The sequence below is a fragment of the Tumebacillus sp. BK434 genome, assembly GCF_004340785.1.
Classification (GTDB): Bacteria; Bacillota; Bacilli; order Tumebacillales; family Tumebacillaceae; genus Tumebacillus_A.
In genome coordinates, this window is the sequence record NZ_SLXS01000005.1 from 168,763 (window position 1) to 185,668 (window position 16,906).

At 59.1% G+C, this 16,906-nt stretch carries 14 protein-coding genes and 1 riboswitch; of the genes, 1 reads left to right on the forward strand and 13 read right to left on the reverse strand.

All coding sequences use genetic code 11. The features are described 5' to 3' along the window. Positions 1–76: 76 nt before the first annotated feature. The 11 genes from EV586_RS14530 to EV586_RS14580 all read right to left on the reverse strand — a co-directional run bounded on the left by EV586_RS14530 (position 77) and on the right by EV586_RS14580 (position 14,013). The gene (locus EV586_RS14530) at positions 77–1,783 is read right to left on the reverse strand and encodes an ABC transporter ATP-binding protein (protein ID WP_132945837.1); all 1,707 of its coding nucleotides are present in this window, start codon (positions 1,781–1,783) and stop codon (positions 77–79) included. After that, a complete protein-coding gene (locus EV586_RS14535; RefSeq protein WP_132945838.1) occupies positions 1,784–2,659 on the reverse strand; it encodes an energy-coupling factor transporter transmembrane component T family protein in 876 nt (291 codons plus the stop codon). It abuts the gene before it with no gap. Continuing rightward, on the reverse strand, positions 2,656–3,939 hold the full coding sequence (locus tag EV586_RS14540; protein ID WP_165898613.1) for a DUF4430 domain-containing protein: 1,284 nt from the start codon (positions 3,937–3,939) through the stop codon (positions 2,656–2,658). The genes EV586_RS14535 and EV586_RS14540 overlap by 4 nt, the downstream gene beginning before the upstream one ends. 81 nt (positions 3,940–4,020) lie before the next feature. Next, on the reverse strand, positions 4,021–5,313 hold the full coding sequence (locus EV586_RS14545) for an S-layer homology domain-containing protein (protein WP_165898614.1): 1,293 nt from the start codon (positions 5,311–5,313) through the stop codon (positions 4,021–4,023). 145 nt (positions 5,314–5,458) lie between these two features. Beyond that, positions 5,459–5,649, reverse strand: a riboswitch (cobalamin riboswitch). A gap of 30 nt (positions 5,650–5,679) precedes the next feature. Then, a complete protein-coding gene (locus EV586_RS14550; RefSeq protein ID WP_132945841.1) occupies positions 5,680–6,048 on the reverse strand; it encodes a hypothetical protein in 369 nt (122 codons plus the stop codon). 69 nt (positions 6,049–6,117) lie between these two features. Further along, positions 6,118–6,876, reverse strand: coding sequence for an enoyl-[acyl-carrier-protein] reductase FabL (gene fabL, locus EV586_RS14555; protein WP_132945842.1), 759 nt, complete (start codon positions 6,874–6,876; stop codon positions 6,118–6,120). A gap of 97 nt (positions 6,877–6,973) precedes the next feature. After that, on the reverse strand, positions 6,974–11,458 hold the full coding sequence (locus EV586_RS14560; RefSeq protein ID WP_132945843.1) for an SdrD B-like domain-containing protein: 4,485 nt from the start codon (positions 11,456–11,458) through the stop codon (positions 6,974–6,976). Positions 11,459–11,476: 18 nt separating this feature from the next. Further along, positions 11,477–12,025, reverse strand: coding sequence for a class D sortase (locus EV586_RS14565; protein ID WP_165898615.1), 549 nt, complete (start codon positions 12,023–12,025; stop codon positions 11,477–11,479). 338 nt (positions 12,026–12,363) lie between these two features. Continuing rightward, on the reverse strand, positions 12,364–12,909 hold the full coding sequence (locus tag EV586_RS14570; RefSeq protein ID WP_132945845.1) for a hypothetical protein: 546 nt from the start codon (positions 12,907–12,909) through the stop codon (positions 12,364–12,366). An 80-nt stretch (positions 12,910–12,989) separates the two neighbouring features. Beyond that, positions 12,990–13,430, reverse strand: coding sequence for a hypothetical protein (locus EV586_RS14575; RefSeq protein ID WP_132945846.1), 441 nt, complete (start codon positions 13,428–13,430; stop codon positions 12,990–12,992). A gap of 67 nt (positions 13,431–13,497) precedes the next feature. After that, a complete protein-coding gene (locus tag EV586_RS14580) occupies positions 13,498–14,013 on the reverse strand; it encodes a DUF402 domain-containing protein (RefSeq protein ID WP_165898616.1) in 516 nt (171 codons plus the stop codon). A 118-nt stretch (positions 14,014–14,131) separates the two neighbouring features. Here EV586_RS14580 and EV586_RS14585 point away from each other — a divergent pair, with 118 nt between their 5' ends. After that, positions 14,132–14,953 (forward strand): metallophosphoesterase, encoded by an 822-nt coding sequence (locus tag EV586_RS14585; protein ID WP_132945848.1) that lies wholly within the window; start codon positions 14,132–14,134, stop codon positions 14,951–14,953. A 34-nt stretch (positions 14,954–14,987) separates the two neighbouring features. On the opposite strand, the gene EV586_RS14590 is transcribed toward EV586_RS14585, so the two are convergent. Then, positions 14,988–16,421 (reverse strand): NAD-dependent succinate-semialdehyde dehydrogenase, encoded by a 1,434-nt coding sequence (locus EV586_RS14590; RefSeq protein WP_132945849.1) that lies wholly within the window; start codon positions 16,419–16,421, stop codon positions 14,988–14,990. Positions 16,422–16,439: 18 nt separating this feature from the next. After that, a complete protein-coding gene (locus EV586_RS14595; protein WP_132945850.1) occupies positions 16,440–16,871 on the reverse strand; it encodes a hypothetical protein in 432 nt (143 codons plus the stop codon). Between the last annotated feature and the right edge of the window lie 35 nt (positions 16,872–16,906).

Consider the following 16,906-nt stretch of genomic DNA (forward strand, 5'->3'; position numbering starts at 1 on the left):
ATCATCCCTCCACGCCATTCATCGGTCAACCTTCGGGCCGCAGCCAAAGACTTGAAAAAGACGCCTCGATTCCGCTTCATTGGCGTTCCTCTCCTTGCGTGAGGAATTTCACTCCGTCTTGCAAGGTGACGATGTTTTCGGCGACGCCGCGGAAGACGCGGCCGACTTGGGGGGCGTAGAACATGCCACGGGTCAGCATTTCCTGCGGGGGGCCTGCCGCCGCAACCGTGCCGTCGTCGATCAGCACGATCTGATCGGCGTACTCGGCCGCAAATTCCACGTCATGCGTGATCAGGACGACCGTCCCCCCTTGCTCGAGAAAGGAGCTGAGCCACGCGCCCAAGCTGTCTTTTTGCCCGGCATCAAGCCCGCGCGTCGGCTCGTCGAGCAGGAGCAGCTGCGGATGTTGCACGAGCACGGCGGCCAGCGCAGCACGCTGGCGCTCACCTCCGCTCAAGTCGCGGGGATTGCGATCCTTGTGCCCGAACAGGCCCAGCGAGCGCAGCACTGCACCGATCTCTTGCTCCGCCTCCTCCCCTGTTGTGGAGAGCCCGATCAGTTGGCGCGAGAACTGGCACTCCTGCCATAGCGTGTCGTGGAAGAGATAGTCGCTCGGGTTTTGCGAGAGGTAGCCAACCTCCCCGGCCAGATCGGCCGGGTCGAACTGTCGGCTGTCCCGCCCGTTGATCTCAATGCGGCCCGCTGTCGGCTTGATCAGCGCCGCAAACTGGCGGAACAACGTGCTCTTCCCGGTGCCGTTCGCACCGAGGATGGCGGTGAGGCGCCGTTTGCCGATCTCGAGGTCAAGGCCTTTCAGCACGTCCTCCCCTTCGGGATAGGCAAAGCGCACGTTTTTCGCCACCAGCGCCGGCGTCTCGCTTTTGCTGCGGGGGCTGAACCAGTTCAGCAACCGCTTGCTGCCACGCGGCGCAACCGGCGGTGCGGGCTCCTGCAGCGCAAACGCTGACGTGACCAGCTGCCGCCCTTCCTTGACCGTCAACGGGCGATGCGGAGAGCCCGCCTCCACGAACAGCCGTGTCACTGGAGCCAGCAGTTCTGGGCGCACATCGGCCGCATGGCGGGCAAACCCGGCCGGGTCGCCGTCATACTCGATCTCCCCACCGTACATCGCCGTCACGCGGTCGGCGAGATGCAGCACGCGGTCGAGCCGCTGTTCGACGAGGATGACGGTGATCCCGAGCTCTTCATTCAAGCGCTTGATCAGATCGAGGATCTCCTGCGCTGTGCCCGGGTCGAGCTGCGAAGTCGGCTCGTCAAGCAGCAGCACGTCCGGCTGCAGCGCCATCACCGATGCGATGGCAACTTTTTGCTTCTCGCCGCCGGACAGGTCGTCCGTCTTTTGGCGACGCAGCGCCGTCAGGTCGAAGAACGACATCACTTCCGCGACCCGGCGGCGCATCTCCGCCTGCGGCACGCGCAAATTTTCCAAACCGAACGCGATCTCGCGCTCCACTTCGGTCATCACGAGCTGCTTCTCCGGATCCTGAAAGGTCATGCCGATGTGCCGGGCGATGCCGCGCTCCGGGAACTCGGACAAGTTCTTGCCGCGAAACGCTGCTGCCCCGGCGATCTTGCCCCCGTAGAACTCCGGCACGAGACCGTTTAAGGCGCGGAGCAACGTCGATTTGCCGCAGCCGGACGGGCCGGCCAGCACCACAAATTCGCCGCGCTGCACACCCCAGGTCAGGCGGTTCAGCGCAGGGCGGTCTGCATCGGGATAGCAGTAGGTTAGATTGGTCAGTTGAATCTCTGCGGATGCCATCTAGTTCGATCTCCTTTGTATCAGCAGGGGCACGGTGGCGAGCAGCGCGCCGAGCAGCAGCGCTCCGCCCCAGGTCAGGCTTCCTTCGGCGAGCAAAGGCGTCAGGCGCGGGTAGAATTCGTACGCCGCAGCGCCGAGGTCGGCGAGCAGGAGCAGGACGGCAAGCGCCGCCAGCATCACCGCCCACGTCAGCCAGTCGCTGCCGCCAAAGCGTTCCCGCGAGTACGAGCTGCGGTGACGAGACCCGAAGCCGCGCGCTTCCATCGCTTCGGCGACCTGCCACGACCCTTCCAGGGACGAGATCAGCAGGACGTTCAGCATCCGGCTGTGTTTTTGCAGGCGTTCGCGGGTGCTGCCTTCCTGAAAGCGCACACCGCGCGTCTGCATCACTTCGCCGACGCTTTTCGCCTGCTCAGACAGATATGGAATCAGCCGGGCGGTGAGCATCGCGACCACCGCCGAGCGGCCGGCCCACTTTGCCATCAGACCGAGCGCGCGGTCGGGTGACAGCCAGACGATGTACAGGTTGCAGGCGGCCAACACGATGAACAGGCGCAAGGCCATGATCAGGCCGAACAGCACCGCCTCCAGCGTGATCCGGAGCGTTCCGAACAGGGGCAGGCGCGGCCCGTCATAGAGCACGGTCGCCCCGTTTTTCGAGATCAGCACGTTCAGGATCAGGATGATCAGCAAAAACGGCCAGGTGAACCGCATCATCCGCAACATCGATTTCGCTCCCCCGCCCGCCCGCAACGCGTACAGGGTCACAGCAAGCAGCGCGGCGAGGTACAGCGGATGCGGCGTGATCATCGCCAGCACGATCAGGAGCAGCGGATAGACGGCGAGCGTGGCGGCATGAAAGCGCTCAAGCCTCATGGTGCGACCGGAACTCCGACCGCCGCGCCGTTGCTCAGTACGACGCCGATCTTGCCGCGAAGTTTGCCTTTGGAACTGACCAGCGTGTTCACCGCCGCGTCGAGGGCCGGTTCGTCCATGCCGATCAGCAGCCAGGTCGGCGTGGTGTCGCCATTGCCGGTGCCGGTCGCGGCGATCAGCGCCTGGCCGGTCTGGCCGGACTCATCTCCGGTGTAGTCGAGCATCTGCACCGCACCGTTCTCGATGTGGGCATAGATGCCCGTGCGGGTCGGCGCACTGAACAGATCCTGCACCGACGACTGGCCCTGCAGCTCCGGCCAAGTGCCAAGCACGATGACGTTGGTGGTGTTTTCGATCAGGTTCTGGTTGCCGTACGCAGCGGTGCGGACATTGCCCGCTCCGAAGCCGCGCAAGGCGGTGGCGAGACGGTTGGCATCGTCCGCATGGCTGCCGCTGTAGTAGATCACCGTGCCCGGCCGTGAGCCGTTGTAGCCGACCGTAAACGGGTGCGGGTACGCGCCGACGACGCTCGGCGTGTTCGACCCGGAGCCCGACCAGTCGTGGTAATCCCACCACACCGTATCTCCCGTTTGCGCGCTGTACGCATCCGCACCGACGCCTGCGACCGAACCGTTGACGTAATAGAACCAGTCGCGCTTCTTGCGGGTGAAGATCGACTTGTCCGTATAGCCTGATGCGACGCCATTGATGCTGTTCACAAAACCGCCGCCGTACTTGGTCTCCACTTCCAGATGTGCATGCATGACATCCATCACAGAGTTGCCTTTGTAGTAGTTGAGGTTCTGGCTGAAGACGGACGAGCCGCCAAAGTTGTGTGTGACCAACATGTTGAAGCTGCCCGCCGGCTGTGCTTTCGGCGGAGTGGACGGCTGGGCCGGCTTGGCGGTTCCCGCCCCGCTTCCCGTGCCGGCCGTACCGCCGGTGCCCGTCTTGCCGCCGCCGGACGGCGTCCCTGCAGCAGGCGCTGGCGGGTTCGCCCCCGGCTTCACGGACGGGGTGGCGGTGTTTGGCTGCTCCGGTTGTTTTTCTGCGCCCTGCGCGGTTGACGGCTCTTTGGCGTCGTCTTTCCGGTCGGCAGGCTGTTTCTCCTCGGCTTGGCCTGTTTGTTCCGCTTTCTTGGGGAGCATTTCCTGCTCCGGGAGCTGCACGACCTGTTCCGGCAGCTCGGATTCTGGTTGCTTCGATTCGTCTGCGCTGCCGCAAGCGGTAACCAAGAAGGCAAGCGCAAGAAAAAGTCCAAGGCGTGTAGTGAGCTTCATGGTGCCTGTTCCTCCTGTTCCGTTCGTACCGTTGTAAAAAGCGGGGAGGCTCAACATCTTGAGCCTCTCCCGTACAGCGTACTATTTGCTTTGTTTGTTGATGACATTGACGATCGCCGTCGCCACTTCCGCGCGGGATGCGACGTCATGCGGACGGAAGGTGTTTTCCGCGTCTCCTGCCAGCAGCCCTTTATCGACCGCCGTCTTCACGTACGGCTGTGCCCAGCCGCTGATGCTGTTCCGGTCGTAGAACGGCAGCAGGTTCTTGGTGTTCGAGAGCTCGACGCCGGAGAAGTTGACGAGGACGACCGCCAGCTCTTCGCGGGTCAGGCCGGAGTTCGGACGGAAGGTGCCCGCTTTGTCGCCGCTCATCAAGCCGCGCTCGACCACCGTTTCGATAAACGTCTTGTAGCCGTTCGTCGCTTTGACATCGGAGAACGACTTCGTGCCGCCAAAGTTCAGGTCGCCTTCTGCCAGCGCAAGGATCTTTGCCAGCTCGGAGCGGAGCACGGCGCGCTTCGGCTCGTATTGACCGTTGCCGTTGCCGCTGACCACGCCTTTTTTCGCCAGGTCGAGAATCGAAGATTCCGCCCACTTGAAGCTGCCGAGATCGTCGAACAATGCGTTCGGGTTGCCGACGAGCAGGTTCAAGGTGCCGGTGCGCAACAACTGCGGCACGCCGGTCACGCTGTCCGTCTTGTCGATGTAGAGCTGCAGCAGACCGGCCTGATCCGCTTGCAGCGTCGCCGTGCCTTCTGCGTTGGTCTCGGTGAGCTTGCTGCCATTAGATGCAGTCCGCACGTCCGCTTTGTCGATCTTGACGGTGGAGATGATCGGGTTCCACTCTGCGTCATAGGTGGTCTGCTCCGCCGTGACGTTTACGGTGAACGGAGTGCCGACGGTCGGGGACTTGGTCGAGAAGCTGACTTCCGGGAACAGGGTCTGCGTGTAGTCATAATAGCCCCAGACCACTTCGTCGCCGTCTTTGAGTTCAAACGTTTCGGCAGCAACGCCCGGCGGCTTGCCGTTGACCCAGACCGACCAGCCGGAGTTGGCGTTGAGCTCTTTTTCGGCGAGCTTGCCAACCTTGGTGATATAAGAGCCAAATGAAAGCGTTTTCGCTTCGTAGGTTGTGCCGTCTTGAGCGAGCAGCTTCATCAACGCGCCCATCGCGGTCGGCTGTTGCATGGTGATCACTTCACCGACGTTGTTTTTAAAAGAGGACTGGCCCACATTCAAGAGAACTTCCTTGTGGTCGCCATTGAGGCCGGCCAGGCGGACTTTTACCGTCGCAGTATCGTCCGCCGCAAATACGGATGCTTGCGGGGCGAGCAAGACGGTCGCGAGCAACAGGCTCGCGATACGTTTTTTCATCTTCATAATCTCCTTTCGGGATCGAAAAAATAAAAACTCCCGCCCTTGGGGGCCGGGAGTTGACGGTGTCGTAGGAGCAGGGTATTTGGGCATCACAATCCATGCAAAAAATAGCCTGGTTCCTGTACCTTCCCGCCGAAAGCACCAAGGGACTTGTTAGAAGCAGGTTTCCTGGCTGACGGGTCTGCCGCGTGCTCACACCTTCTCATCCGTCACCCGGACAATGGCATCTGTGAGTGCGTCGCCGTTTACAGTAGCGGGGGCTGCAGTGGATTTGCACCACTTTCCCTTCTCTTCTAACTACAGTGGTAGTTTATCATTTCGCCCGTTGCTAGACAAGAGAAAAGACCAGCCCGCAGGCCGGTCTTACTGTTCCTCAAAGCGGTCTTTGCGCATCTCCGGCACAGCTCCGAGCGGCAGGAAGGCCGCGCGGGAGTTGATCAGAGAATGGTCGATCAGCGAATTGTAGTTGTGCACCATGTCGAGGACTTTTTTAAAATCTTCTTCGGTGTTGAACTCGCCGCGCAGATGGGTGTCAAACAGGGACAATGCGAACTTGCGGTCCGCTTTCGCCTTGTCGATCGCGCCTTGCATGCGAGCGGCCCGCTCGGTGTCGCCGAGCGCTTCCTGCCCTTGCTTCTCGATGGTAAACGCGCCGATGGCAAAGTTAGCCGCTGCGACCGCCGCCTGGATGACCATAAATTCGTTGGAACGGAAAAGTGCTTCGGTAAGCATGAGAATCACCTCGTAGGTAGCTTTCTTGGTTTCAGTTTAGCCGAGTACGGGGTGCAGGTCAAATGTACCTCAGCCGATCAGCGAATAGCCGCCGTCGATGATCAGCGTTTGGCCGACGATCATTCGCGACTGCTCCGTGCAGAGGAAATGCACCGAGTTGGCGATGTCTTCCGGTGTGACCATGCGACCGGCCGGCGTGCGGGTGATCGCATCGCTGATCATCTCGTCGCGGTTGGGGAAATGGGTCAGGGCGTCGGTGTCGACCGCCGCGCCGGAGACGGCGTTGACGATGATGTTTTTCGCCGCCAATTCTGCGCCAAGGTAACGGGTCAACGATTCCAGCGCCGCTTTCGACGTGCCGACCGCCGTGTAGTTTTTCAGAGCAAAACGCGAGCCGAGCGAAGAGATCGCCACGATCGAGCCGCCGCCGCGCGCTTCCATCAGCGGCACCGCTTGCTGGGCGAGGAACAGGAGGGCTTTGGCATTGATGTTCAGCGTCCAGTCCCAATGCTTTTCTTCCACTTCCATCGCCGGGAGCTGCACGCCCGATGCGGCGTTGGAGATCAGGATGTCGAGGCCGCCCATCGTCTCTTTGATCTCGTCGAAGAGCAGGTGGATCTTGTCGAGGTCGCCGACGTTTGCTTTGATGATGTGGCATTTGCGGCCCATGCTCTGGATCAGCGCCTGGGTCTCTTCGGCCGGCTTGCGGTTGCGGAAAAAGTTGATCACGATATCAGCGCCTTCGCTGGCCAGTTTCAGCGCGATCGCTTTGCCGATGCCGCGAGAACCGCCGGTGATGAGTGCTGTTTTGCCTGTGAGTGTGGACATGATGAAGGAATCCCTCCGAGTTAGTAGTTGGTCATAAGAGCAAGTATATCATAAAAAAGCTGCTTCTTCGCAGAAAACGAAGAAGCAGCGATTCTCGTTACGCGTATTTGCGGTAGAGCAGCGCTCCGCCGGCCAGCAGGCACAAGGCCAGCCCGACCCACGGCAGCATCGGCGGCTCTTCACCCGTTTGCGGCAGCGTTCCTCCCGGTGCCGGTTGCGGCTTCGAACCTTCACCCGTGTTCGGTTTGCCCGGCTGCGAAGGTTGGCCGGTCGGTTGACCCGGTGACGGATTCTTCGCTTTGACCAGACCCGCGCCGATCGAAAGGTTGGTCTCCCCTTCGCCGAGCGTCACCGGAGCAGTCCAGCCGGTCGGTTTGGCGTTGGAGTCCGCATTCGGGTCCGAGCCCACGCCGTCCTTGGTCAGGCCGTAACCGGCCGGAACGATAAATTTCAAGCTGTATTCGCCTTTCGGAAGATCAAGGAACTCATAGAAGCCGTGCTGGCCCATGAACATCTTGGTCTTCGTTGTGGCGATCAGCTTGCCTGTTTTGTCATACAGTTCGACGGTCACACCGTCCATGCCTTGTTCAGACGGGTCATGAATGCCGTTGGCATTGGCGTCGAACCAGACAAAGCTTCTGATCTTGCCGAGTTTCAGTTTCGGCGGCTCTTCACCTTTATCCGGCGGCAGGCCGAGCTCGATCAGACCCGCATCGATCGAAGTCTTTGCTTCGCCGATGCCGAGCACGAACAGTCCGGTGCGGCCGGTGGCAGGATTCGCATCCGAGTCGAGGCTGCGCGATGCGCCCATGCCCGGTGTGGTAAATTCAACAGTTGCCGACGGCAGCACGAAGCGGACTTCATAGCTGCCTGCCGCCAGCTTCTCGAATTGGTACCAGCCCGCTTTGCCGTTCATCGTGCGGGTGACGGTCGAAGCGATCAGCTGGTTTTTGTCGTTGTACAGTTCGACGGTGACGCCGTTTTGGCCGACCTCATCCGCATCTTGCACGCCGTTTTTGTTGGCATCGATCCAGACGCGGTCGCCGATGCTGCCCTTCGGCAGCTCAGGCTCAACCACGACAGGCGGCGTGACCGGCGGCACGACCGGCGCTTTGTAGTAGCCGGCGTCGATGCCGGTGAGATGCTCGCTTTGCCCGAGGGCAAACACGTTGGTCTGGCCGTTCGCGTTGGCGTCAGAGTCCACGCTGCGGTCTGCGCCCTGCATGGTCTTCGTTGCCGGGAACGGCAAGATGAACTTCACGTAGTAGTTGCCGGCAGCCAGATTCTCGAAGGAATAGTAGCCGCTGGCGCCTGCGCGGTCAGCGGTGACCGTCGTGGCGATCAGGTTGTTCTGATCGTCATACAGCTCGACGGTGATCAGGTTGACACCGTTTTCGCCAGGATCTTGTATGCCGTTGTTATTCTTGTCTTCCCAGACGAAGTCGCCAATCGACGCGTCGCTCGGCACGTCGTTGATGCCTGCGTCGATCGCCATGTTCTCCTCGCCTTGCGCCAGAGTCACAGTGCGCGTCGACGGAGTGGTAAACGCTTTTGTCGGTGCCGGCAAGGTGAAGCGAACTTCATAGGTGCCCGGATTCAGCTTTTCGAACAGGTACACGCCGTCCTTGCCGCCAATCGTTGCGGTGGTCGTCGTGGTGAGCAGTGTGCCGCTGTTGTTGTAAAGGGAGACCAGCACCCCGTTCACGCCGTTTTCACCGGCATCCTGCACGCCGTCACCGTCAGCATCGAACCAAACGGTGTCGCCGAGCTTGGCCTTTTTCGGGACGAGCGGGAAATCGGCGTTCAGATGCTGTTCGCCGTCAGCCAGCGTGATCACGCCCGTTTTGTCAGGTTCATACGCAGCAGGCGGCACGACAGCTACCACATAGTCGCCCGGATCGAGATCCGGAAAGAGATATGCACCCGGGTTGCCATTGAAGTCATTCCCGGTCATCGTTTCCGAAATCTTCGTGCCATCCGCGTCGCGCAGCTCCAGTTTAATGCCGTTGATGCCGGTCTCCGCGCCATCCATCACACCGTTCTCGTTCTGGTCATACCAGACGAAATCGCCGATGCTCGCCTTCGGTGAGGAGAGGATGGTAACGCCGACCTTCAGCGGTTCGGAAGCGAGGAGCGACTCGCCCGTCGCTTTGTTCATCTTGTACGCAAAGGAGTTCCACGCCACTTCCCCGCCGGTCGGTGCGCCGACCGGCGCTACCATCGGCCACTCGAGCGTCGTCATGTTCAGCGGGTCGATGATGAAATCGGGATCAAATTGGAATTTGATCGCGGTGACCGACGTGAGATCGGCCGGCGGCGTTGCCAGCCAGACCCCGGTGTCAACACCGTTCGAGTCCATCGTGATATTCGGCGTCGTGGAATAGGCCACCGTCACATAGTTGGGCACTGTGACCTCACCGGTCAACAGCGGGCCCCACTGGCTGCCGCGCGGAGTCGACACCCGCACCCCGGTGTCCCCGATGCGCGAGAACTTGTTGACGATCTTCAAGTTCTTCGTCGGCACGTTGCCCACGTTTTGAATCTCCAGACGATACATCGTTCGTCCGCCCGGCGTGGTTCTGCCGACAGTCGGGAACTTGCTCCAGTCGTTGTCGAGCTCGCCTTTGATCAGCAGCTCCGATTGCAGAGCGGTCGTTTCGTCGACGCTGACACTTGCCTGCGATTCTACTGTGTAGTAACCGCTCGACCCACAGGTTTTGCAGCCCATATTTTTGAATCCCGAGTCGTTCAAGTAATGCGGAGACCTGACCTGCATTTTGTTGATCAGGTCTCCTTTCGGCGCACCCGGTTTGACGATCGCGGTGAACTTGATAGTCACCTCTTCGCCTTTGGCGAGAATGTACGGGTTCGAAGCATCCCAATACCAATTCAGCGTGGTGGTGCCATCCGGCTCAGCGGTCGGCGTAAAGTGCGGCGCAGGCACCCCGGCTGTCGTCACGCTCCAACTGCCCGGCTTGTATTCCAATTGGGCCGGGAGCAGGTCGACGATCGAGGGATTGTCGAGCGATTTACTCGTGAACTCCGTATTCGTCACTTTCAGCGTATACTCGATCTCGTCCAAGGGCCGAACATCCTTCTTGTTGCTGCTCTTTTCCATATTGAGCAACGGACGGTCATCGACGATGTAAACATACGTATTGTCGTTCATCGTTTTCGTATCGCCATTGAAACTATAGGTCAGCTTCGCAATGTTTTCGACGTTCGTGTTGATGTCTGGAACCACGAAAGTCTCCGGAATGTGATAGACCAGATCAAAATTGGTGCTCTGGAAGGCGCTGATCGGTACAGTGGCGAAGCGGAACTGCACGCCAGCGACCCGGTCCGAGGCTGCGAGCGAGAGATCTGCCACGTTCAGCGTGGTGGATGCCGTCCCGCTTACGTTTTGCCAAAGCTTCCAGACTCCAAGGTCTTCCTTGGTCGAGTAGTACACATCATAGTCCGGAATATCTTTGAAAATCGCCGTTCGCACCGTTTTCAATTGGAGGTCGATCGGTACGATTTGCGTCGACTGTGCCGACGTATGTGTCGGCGTCATGTCTTCAATGATGGCATTGGTGAGCGGTATGTTCGCCTTCGAGTTGAACTCGGAGATGTAGAATGTTACATCTTGACCCGGTGAACGTTCTCTCAGCTTTGGATCCACCCACTTTTCAATCAAAACGCCATTGTCGACCGGCTGGGTTGCAAACCCATGCGTGACCTCACCGTTCACGCTGGTTCGGGGCTGCCCGAGCGGCGTGAACGCTGCTTCAACCCGGTTGGTGACGGTGGAGTCGGGGAACGACGCCGGATAGTTGACGGTGACGTTCAGCAGGTACGTCCCTTTTTGAAGGTCCCCGAGATTCCAGACCACCGTGTTTCCAACCAGCGTGCCGCCCTGAGTCGCGGATACGAAGGTCGCGTCATCCGGCAGCGTATCGGTCACGACCATGTTGGCGGAATTCAAGCGACCATTTGATGTCGGGAAGTTATCCTTCAGTTCGATTTGATACTCGACGTTAGCCCCTTTGTACGGTTCCGGCACCGGGCGGTGTTTCGTCTTCTTAATCGTCCATCTGGCCTCGCCATTCGAAGTGACCGTCACATCGTCGGAGTCCAGCGTGACCGGAGTGCCGTTGACTTCTGCGTTGAACGTGGCCTTCGTCGTCGCTGTCGTGCCGTCCGGAGTCACATAGTTGTCAAAATATGCCCGGACAGTCAACTCACCGCTCGATCCGGCCGGCAAGGTGTTGCCTGCAAAATTGAACGTCACAACTTTCGTAATGCTGTTGTACGAACTGGTAATCGCCGCACTGTGCGACTTAGACGCGAACGTCATGCCACTCGGCACAACAAACCGAATCTTCGGATTGGTAAAATTCGCAATGTTGCTGGAGGCGCTGTATGAGATTTTGTAATCGAATACTTCGCCTGAATCAACGACAGATTTGGATGCGGTGATGTTCAGATCCAAGCCATCCGTCTCCCCGGCGGCGATGATGCTGCCCGGAGCGACGATTTGGATGATGAGCATGAAGATCAGCATCCAGAGCGCCACCTGGCGCCGTGATTTCCTCTTCACAATGTCTACCCCTCACTTTTACCCCTTGAGCAGGGTCGCTTTAACAATTAACCGATGAGTCGGGTTGCGCATGGGATGGCATGTGATCAAGGTCAATTCCGCTTCGTTCGAACTCGCGGTCAAGACGCTGAGATCATCAGGCTCCACAAGAAAGGAACGTTCGACCCCGTAGCTGAACGTGCCTTTCGACGATTCGATGACGATCTTGTCGCCTCGCTCCAACTCCCCCAGACGGTTAAAGTGCTTACCCGGCTTTAGGCTGCGATGTCCCGCCAGCACTAAATGATCCGTATCAGCAAGAGAACTCGTCGTTTCCAGCACCCCGATGCCAAGATCCAGCGGCTCCGGCCCCGCGCCCTGCAGCAATGGTTCACGCAGACCGATCTTTTCGATCACGATCGCCCCCATCACAGGAATCCCGTCGATGTTCTTGTACTGGGGTGCAGATGCGGTCGGAGCATCGTTCGCTGCAGAAGGTTTCTCTTGTATCTGTTCCTGCGTCCAAACGGTCAGCAGCTCATCTTGTTTGCGCTGTTGGTTCCATTCATCGTACGCGGGCCATATCATCATTCCCGCTCCGATCAACAGGACAAGCCACAAACTGATGTGCAACATGCGGTTCTGTATCCAAGACGCTCTCGACATCGGGTCTACCTCCTTTCTTCCAATTTGAGTCTACTAACAAATAGATTGTATCTTATTTTTCTATTGAAGAGTTGTACAACTTTTTCTAGATTGTGAATTTATTTTTCAACTTTACATCCGATTAATCAGTGCATAATTTAGACATTAAAAAGCCGACCCAAAAGAGGATCGGCTTACTTGCATCTGCATGTGAGCGTTTGATCTCCTGAACGGCGTTCAGAATGATTCCAAGAACGGATCAGCTGCCAATGTCGCCAAATTTACTTCAGCTTGGTCAATTCCTTCTGCAATTCCTTATCGGCCGCTTGCAGCAGTTTGACGATCTGCTGCTGGTTGGTCTGGAGCTTGGCGAACGTCGCTTTGATCTTCGCCTTATCTTTGGCGTCGGCTGCTGCGCGGAGCTCCTGTTTCAAATCGCGGTATTCCTGCTTCGACTCTTTCAGCTGACCCATGATCGTGCGGAACGGTTCGAGGTCCGCTTTGACTTGCTCTTGCAGCTTCTTGTCTTTCGAAGCGTCCACCTTCTCGTGAATCGCTTTGCTATGCGCGCGCAGGTTGTCGAACTCGGCGCGAATCTGGTCATGGTTGGCATGCAGCTGCTTCAGGTCGATGCCTGCGTCGAGCAGCGCTTGTTTCTGCTCTTCGGTCAGGTGCTTGTGCTGGTGCATTTGCTTGTGATGGTCGTGTCCTTCGTGATGCGTTGCCGGGACGTCTTGGGTGCCCGCCGGGTCGGCCGCCTGTGCGGTGCCGGTCAGGATCAGCGCGGTGGCCGCTGCGGCTGCGAACATCGTTTTGAATTTGTGCATGTTGTTCAACTCCTTTGTCAGGCTTACTATACCCAAAAAAAGCCTGCCGCAATCGGCAGGCTTTTCCTACTGGCTCCTTCTTACACGAGTTGAACATACTCGCAGTCCGCTTTCAGCAGCTGCGCGATATTGTCCATGCGCCCGCTGTCCCGGATGACGGCGAGCACGTTGCCGCGCTGAATCTGCTCGGTGCATTGATCGACGGTAGACTCGGGGATCCCGTAAGATTCGAGGCGGTCTTCGATGCCCACCTGGGTGCGCTGGTTTTGGTAGCCCGGCAACACGTTCAGCTGCGGCGCTTCGATCTCGCCCTGCACCGGGCCGTCGATCACGCTTTGGATGTTTGGCGTGATCGTCGGGTAGAAGCCTTCCACGCCGTCGCCGTTTTCATCGCCTTTGTTTTGCAGGTACAGGACGGAGAAGTCGTTGATGCCTGCACGGTGCAGCTTTTGCATCGTCTCGTGCGCGTTCTGATAGCTCGGGAACGCCGCGACGAGCACCTTTTTGTCGACGAATTCCATGTCAGTGTCACCTCTTCCTCGCTTGTCAGAGCTAGTGTTTGTGAAGAGGCGGCCTCTCATGCATGGATCAGTTCACCGCGTCCAGCCAGGCCTGCGTCCAGCGTTTGCGCGCCTCCGGATCGAACGGGCCTTCCTGCGCTTCGAACAGCGCGACGAGCTCGGCGGTCGCTTCGGCGATCTTGTGCAGGATTTCCTGCGGGTATTTCATGGCGTGGGCGTGCTCGGTCAGCTCTTCTTCATCGACCACTTCCGAAACGCCGTCTTCGCTCACGATCAGGTCGACGTCATAATCGATAAAGCGATAGAGCTGGTGCTCGCTGTCATATTCGATCGGTGACGCGATGTTGCAATAGTACCCGGTGCCCGTCTCCTTGCAGAGGATGGCCACGTTGTACCACTTCTCAGGATGCACCCAGTAGATGACCGGGAACGGCGAAGACCAGTCGGAGCCGTCCGCTTCGATCACCGGCGTGTCCGGGTCGATCCAGAGCACGCCCGGCTCGCCGGGCACTTCGTAGAGTTTGACCCATTTGCGGTGCTCGCGTCCATCGTGCTTGTAGCTTTGCATCCAAACTTGTTTCATCGGGCTTCCCCTCCAAGATTTGTGGGTCGATCTTTTGATAGACTCCATGCTAGAATCAATTCTTGTTGACATAACATGAACCAACCAAACTCATACATGCGAAGGAAGGTGACTCTCGATGTTGTTCATGTTGATGATTGTGGCTGTGGCTGTGGCCATCGCTTTGTTGTTGTCGTATGCGCACTGGAACACGTTCCGCCCGGTCATCCGTGAAGTCGAGATGACCTTGGAGAAGGACGGCGGGTTCGCGGAGCTGCGCATCGTCCAGCTGTCCGATCTGCATATGGAACGCCAGTCGATCTCTCCGGCCCGCCTGACGAAAGCGATCGCCGACGCCGATCCGGACATGATCGTGATGACAGGCGATTATCTGGATAACTATAAGAATCTGGACAAATTTATGCTCTATCTTGACGCGATTGTCGCCATGCAGCCCAAGCACGGCATCTGGCTGGTCTGGGGCAACCATGACCACTACCTCGGCGACCGCATCGAAGACCTCGGCGCGATGATCCGTGCCAAAGGCGTCAACGTGCTGGAAAATGAGTCCTCGTCGATCCTGTTTGGCGACAAACGCCTGAACATCATCGGCATCGACGACTTCTGCCTCGGCAAGTCGGACATCCCGCGTTCGTTCCGCGGCGTGCAAGACGGGATCAACCTCGTCTTGTCGCATGACCCGAATATCGTGCTGGAGATGGAAGAGCACCCGTTTGACCTGATGCTCTCCGGACACTTGCACGGCGGCCAGTTCAAGATCCCGGGCGCATTCAAACTGTTCCCGATGGGCGAACTGCCGAAGTCGAACGTGATCTCAGGCGCGCACAACGTCTTAGGCAAAAACATCTACATCTCCGACGGCATGGGCCAAGCCGGTTTGAACGTCCGCCTCGGCACCCGACCGGAGATCACCATTCACACTCTGCGCAGCGCTGCGTAGAGTGTTTTTTCATGCCTTTTGAACCCCACACCTTTTAAAACGCCAATGAGATGTACTTGGTCTCCAAAAATGGGTCGAGGCCGTATTTGCCCCCTTCGCGGGCGAGACCGCTCTCTTTGAACCCGCCAAACGGGGCCTGGATCGCCGCAGATGGCGCCGGGTCGTTCATCCCGATGATGCCGTAGTCCAACCCTTCCTGCATCCGGGTGACGCGCCCGATGTCGCGGGTGAACACATAGGCGGCCAGCCCGTACGGCGTGTTGTTGGCGCGGGCGAGCGCCTCCTCTTCCGTCTGGAAGGTGAACAGCGGCGCGACCGGCCCAAACGTCTCTTCGGTCGCAATCTGCATCTCTTCTGTCGCGTGGTTCAGCACCGTCGCTTGGAAAAAGTAGCCTTTGTCGCCTTCCCGCCGTCCGCCGGTCAAAAGCGTCGCGCCTTTCTCCAAAGCGTCCTGCACATGGCGCTCCACTTTTGCCAAGGCGTGCTCGTCGATCAGCGGACCGATGTGCACGCCTTCGCGCATGCCGTGGCCGACGCGCAGCTCTCCGACCGCTGCGGCGAGCTTGTCGGCAAAGATCTCGGCGATGCTCTCCTGCACATAGACGCGGTTGGTGCAGATGCAGGTCTGCCCCGCATTGCGGTATTTGGACGCGATCACCCCTTGGACAGCGAGGTCGATGTCCGCATCTTCAAACACGACAAAAGGCGCATGACCGCCCAGCTCCAACGAGACGCGCTTGATCGTGTCGGCCGCCTGACGATAGAGCAGTTTGCCGACTTCGGTCGAGCCGGTGAATGTAACTTTGCGCACGCGCGGATCGGTGGTCAGCACCTCGCCCACTTCGGCCGGACGGCTCGTCGTGACCAGATTGATCACCCCCGGCGGCAACCCGGCTTCTGCGGCCAACTCGACCAGGCGGATCGCCGTCAGCGGCGTCTGCTCGGCCGGCTTGAGCACGACGGTGCAGCCGGCAGCCAGCGCCGGCGCGACTTTGCGCGTCACCATCGCCGCCGGGAAGTTCCACGGGGTGATCGCTGCGACGACTCCGACCGGCTGGCGCAGCACGGTGATCCGCTTGTTCGGCTCATTGGACGGTACGGTGTCGCCATAGATCCGCTTCGCCTCTTCCGCATACCAGAGCACGAAGTTGGCTGCAAAGCTCACCTCGCCCTTCGCTTCCGGAAACGGCTTGCCCATCTCGCAGGTGAGCAGGGTGGCGATCTCGTCGCGGTTCTCGAGGATCAGCTCATACCAGCGGTAGAGCAGCTTGGAGCGGCGCGGCGCTGTCGCTTTCGACCAGTCCGGAAAAGCGGCGTGGGCCGCTTCCACCGCCTGCAAAGCATGGCCCTTGTCGCCGTCCGCCGCGTCGCCGACGATGTCTCCCGTCGCCGGGTCGAGGATCGGAAAGGTGTCAGCAGCCGAAAGCCAGCTGCCGTTGATGTACAATTTATTAGAAGGTGCAGTCATCAGGCTCACGCTCCTCACTCATTGATGTTGCAGCATCAGCACGCGGTACCCTTGCTCCCACCAAGCGGTGAGCAGGGCCAGGCGGTCACGCTGCTGCTCTGTGCTGTTGATCGCTTGCACTTGCTCCTGCCGCTCCGCCAAGACGCGCAGGCAGTCTTCAGGTGACATCAAAAAGTCGAAAAAGTTCTCCGCACAGTGCGACAAGCGCAGCTCGGTGCCGTCGATGACCAGCTCCCGGCCCCGCTCGTAATCAAAAATGCCGCCGGCCGCGCAGAACTCGCTATCTTCCTCCGAAAGCAGGGCGTTTTCTTTCAAGGATGGCAACAGGCGCGGATGCAGACTCTGCACCGCTTTTTTCCACTGCTCGCCGTCCGCCCCGTCGAGGGGCAGATGCTGTGCGCCGAAAGTCAACGGCTCATCGCGGATGATCGGAACGACCGTGTAACGCATCTTACCCTCTCCTTTGATCACAAATGCGAATTTTG

What these genes read in the sequence shown, in the direction of transcription:
- EV586_RS14530 (WP_132945837.1), bottom strand. Translation starts at nt 1,783, where the DNA reads ATGGCATCCGCAGAGATTCAACTGACCAATCTAACCTACTGCTATCCC.
- EV586_RS14535 (WP_132945838.1), bottom strand. Translation starts at nt 2,659, where the DNA reads ATGAGGCTTGAGCGCTTTCATGCCGCCACGCTCGCCGTCTATCCGCTG.
- EV586_RS14540 (WP_165898613.1), bottom strand. Translation starts at nt 3,939, where the DNA reads ATGAAGCTCACTACACGCCTTGGACTTTTTCTTGCGCTTGCCTTCTTG.
- EV586_RS14545 (WP_165898614.1), bottom strand. Translation starts at nt 5,313, where the DNA reads ATGAAAAAACGTATCGCGAGCCTGTTGCTCGCGACCGTCTTGCTCGCC.
- EV586_RS14550 (WP_132945841.1), bottom strand. Translation starts at nt 6,048, where the DNA reads ATGCTTACCGAAGCACTTTTCCGTTCCAACGAATTTATGGTCATCCAG.
- fabL (WP_132945842.1), bottom strand. Translation starts at nt 6,876, where the DNA reads ATGTCCACACTCACAGGCAAAACAGCACTCATCACCGGCGGTTCTCGC.
- EV586_RS14565 (WP_165898615.1), bottom strand. Translation starts at nt 12,025, where the DNA reads ATGATATGGCCCGCGTACGATGAATGGAACCAACAGCGCAAACAAGAT.
- EV586_RS14570 (WP_132945845.1), bottom strand. Translation starts at nt 12,909, where the DNA reads ATGCACAAATTCAAAACGATGTTCGCAGCCGCAGCGGCCACCGCGCTG.
- EV586_RS14575 (WP_132945846.1), bottom strand. Translation starts at nt 13,430, where the DNA reads ATGGAATTCGTCGACAAAAAGGTGCTCGTCGCGGCGTTCCCGAGCTAT.
- EV586_RS14580 (WP_165898616.1), bottom strand. Translation starts at nt 14,013, where the DNA reads ATGAAACAAGTTTGGATGCAAAGCTACAAGCACGATGGACGCGAGCAC.
- EV586_RS14585 (WP_132945848.1), top strand. Translation starts at nt 14,132, where the DNA reads ATGTTGTTCATGTTGATGATTGTGGCTGTGGCTGTGGCCATCGCTTTG.
- EV586_RS14590 (WP_132945849.1), bottom strand. Translation starts at nt 16,421, where the DNA reads ATGACTGCACCTTCTAATAAATTGTACATCAACGGCAGCTGGCTTTCG.
- EV586_RS14595 (WP_132945850.1), bottom strand. Translation starts at nt 16,871, where the DNA reads ATGCGTTACACGGTCGTTCCGATCATCCGCGATGAGCCGTTGACTTTC.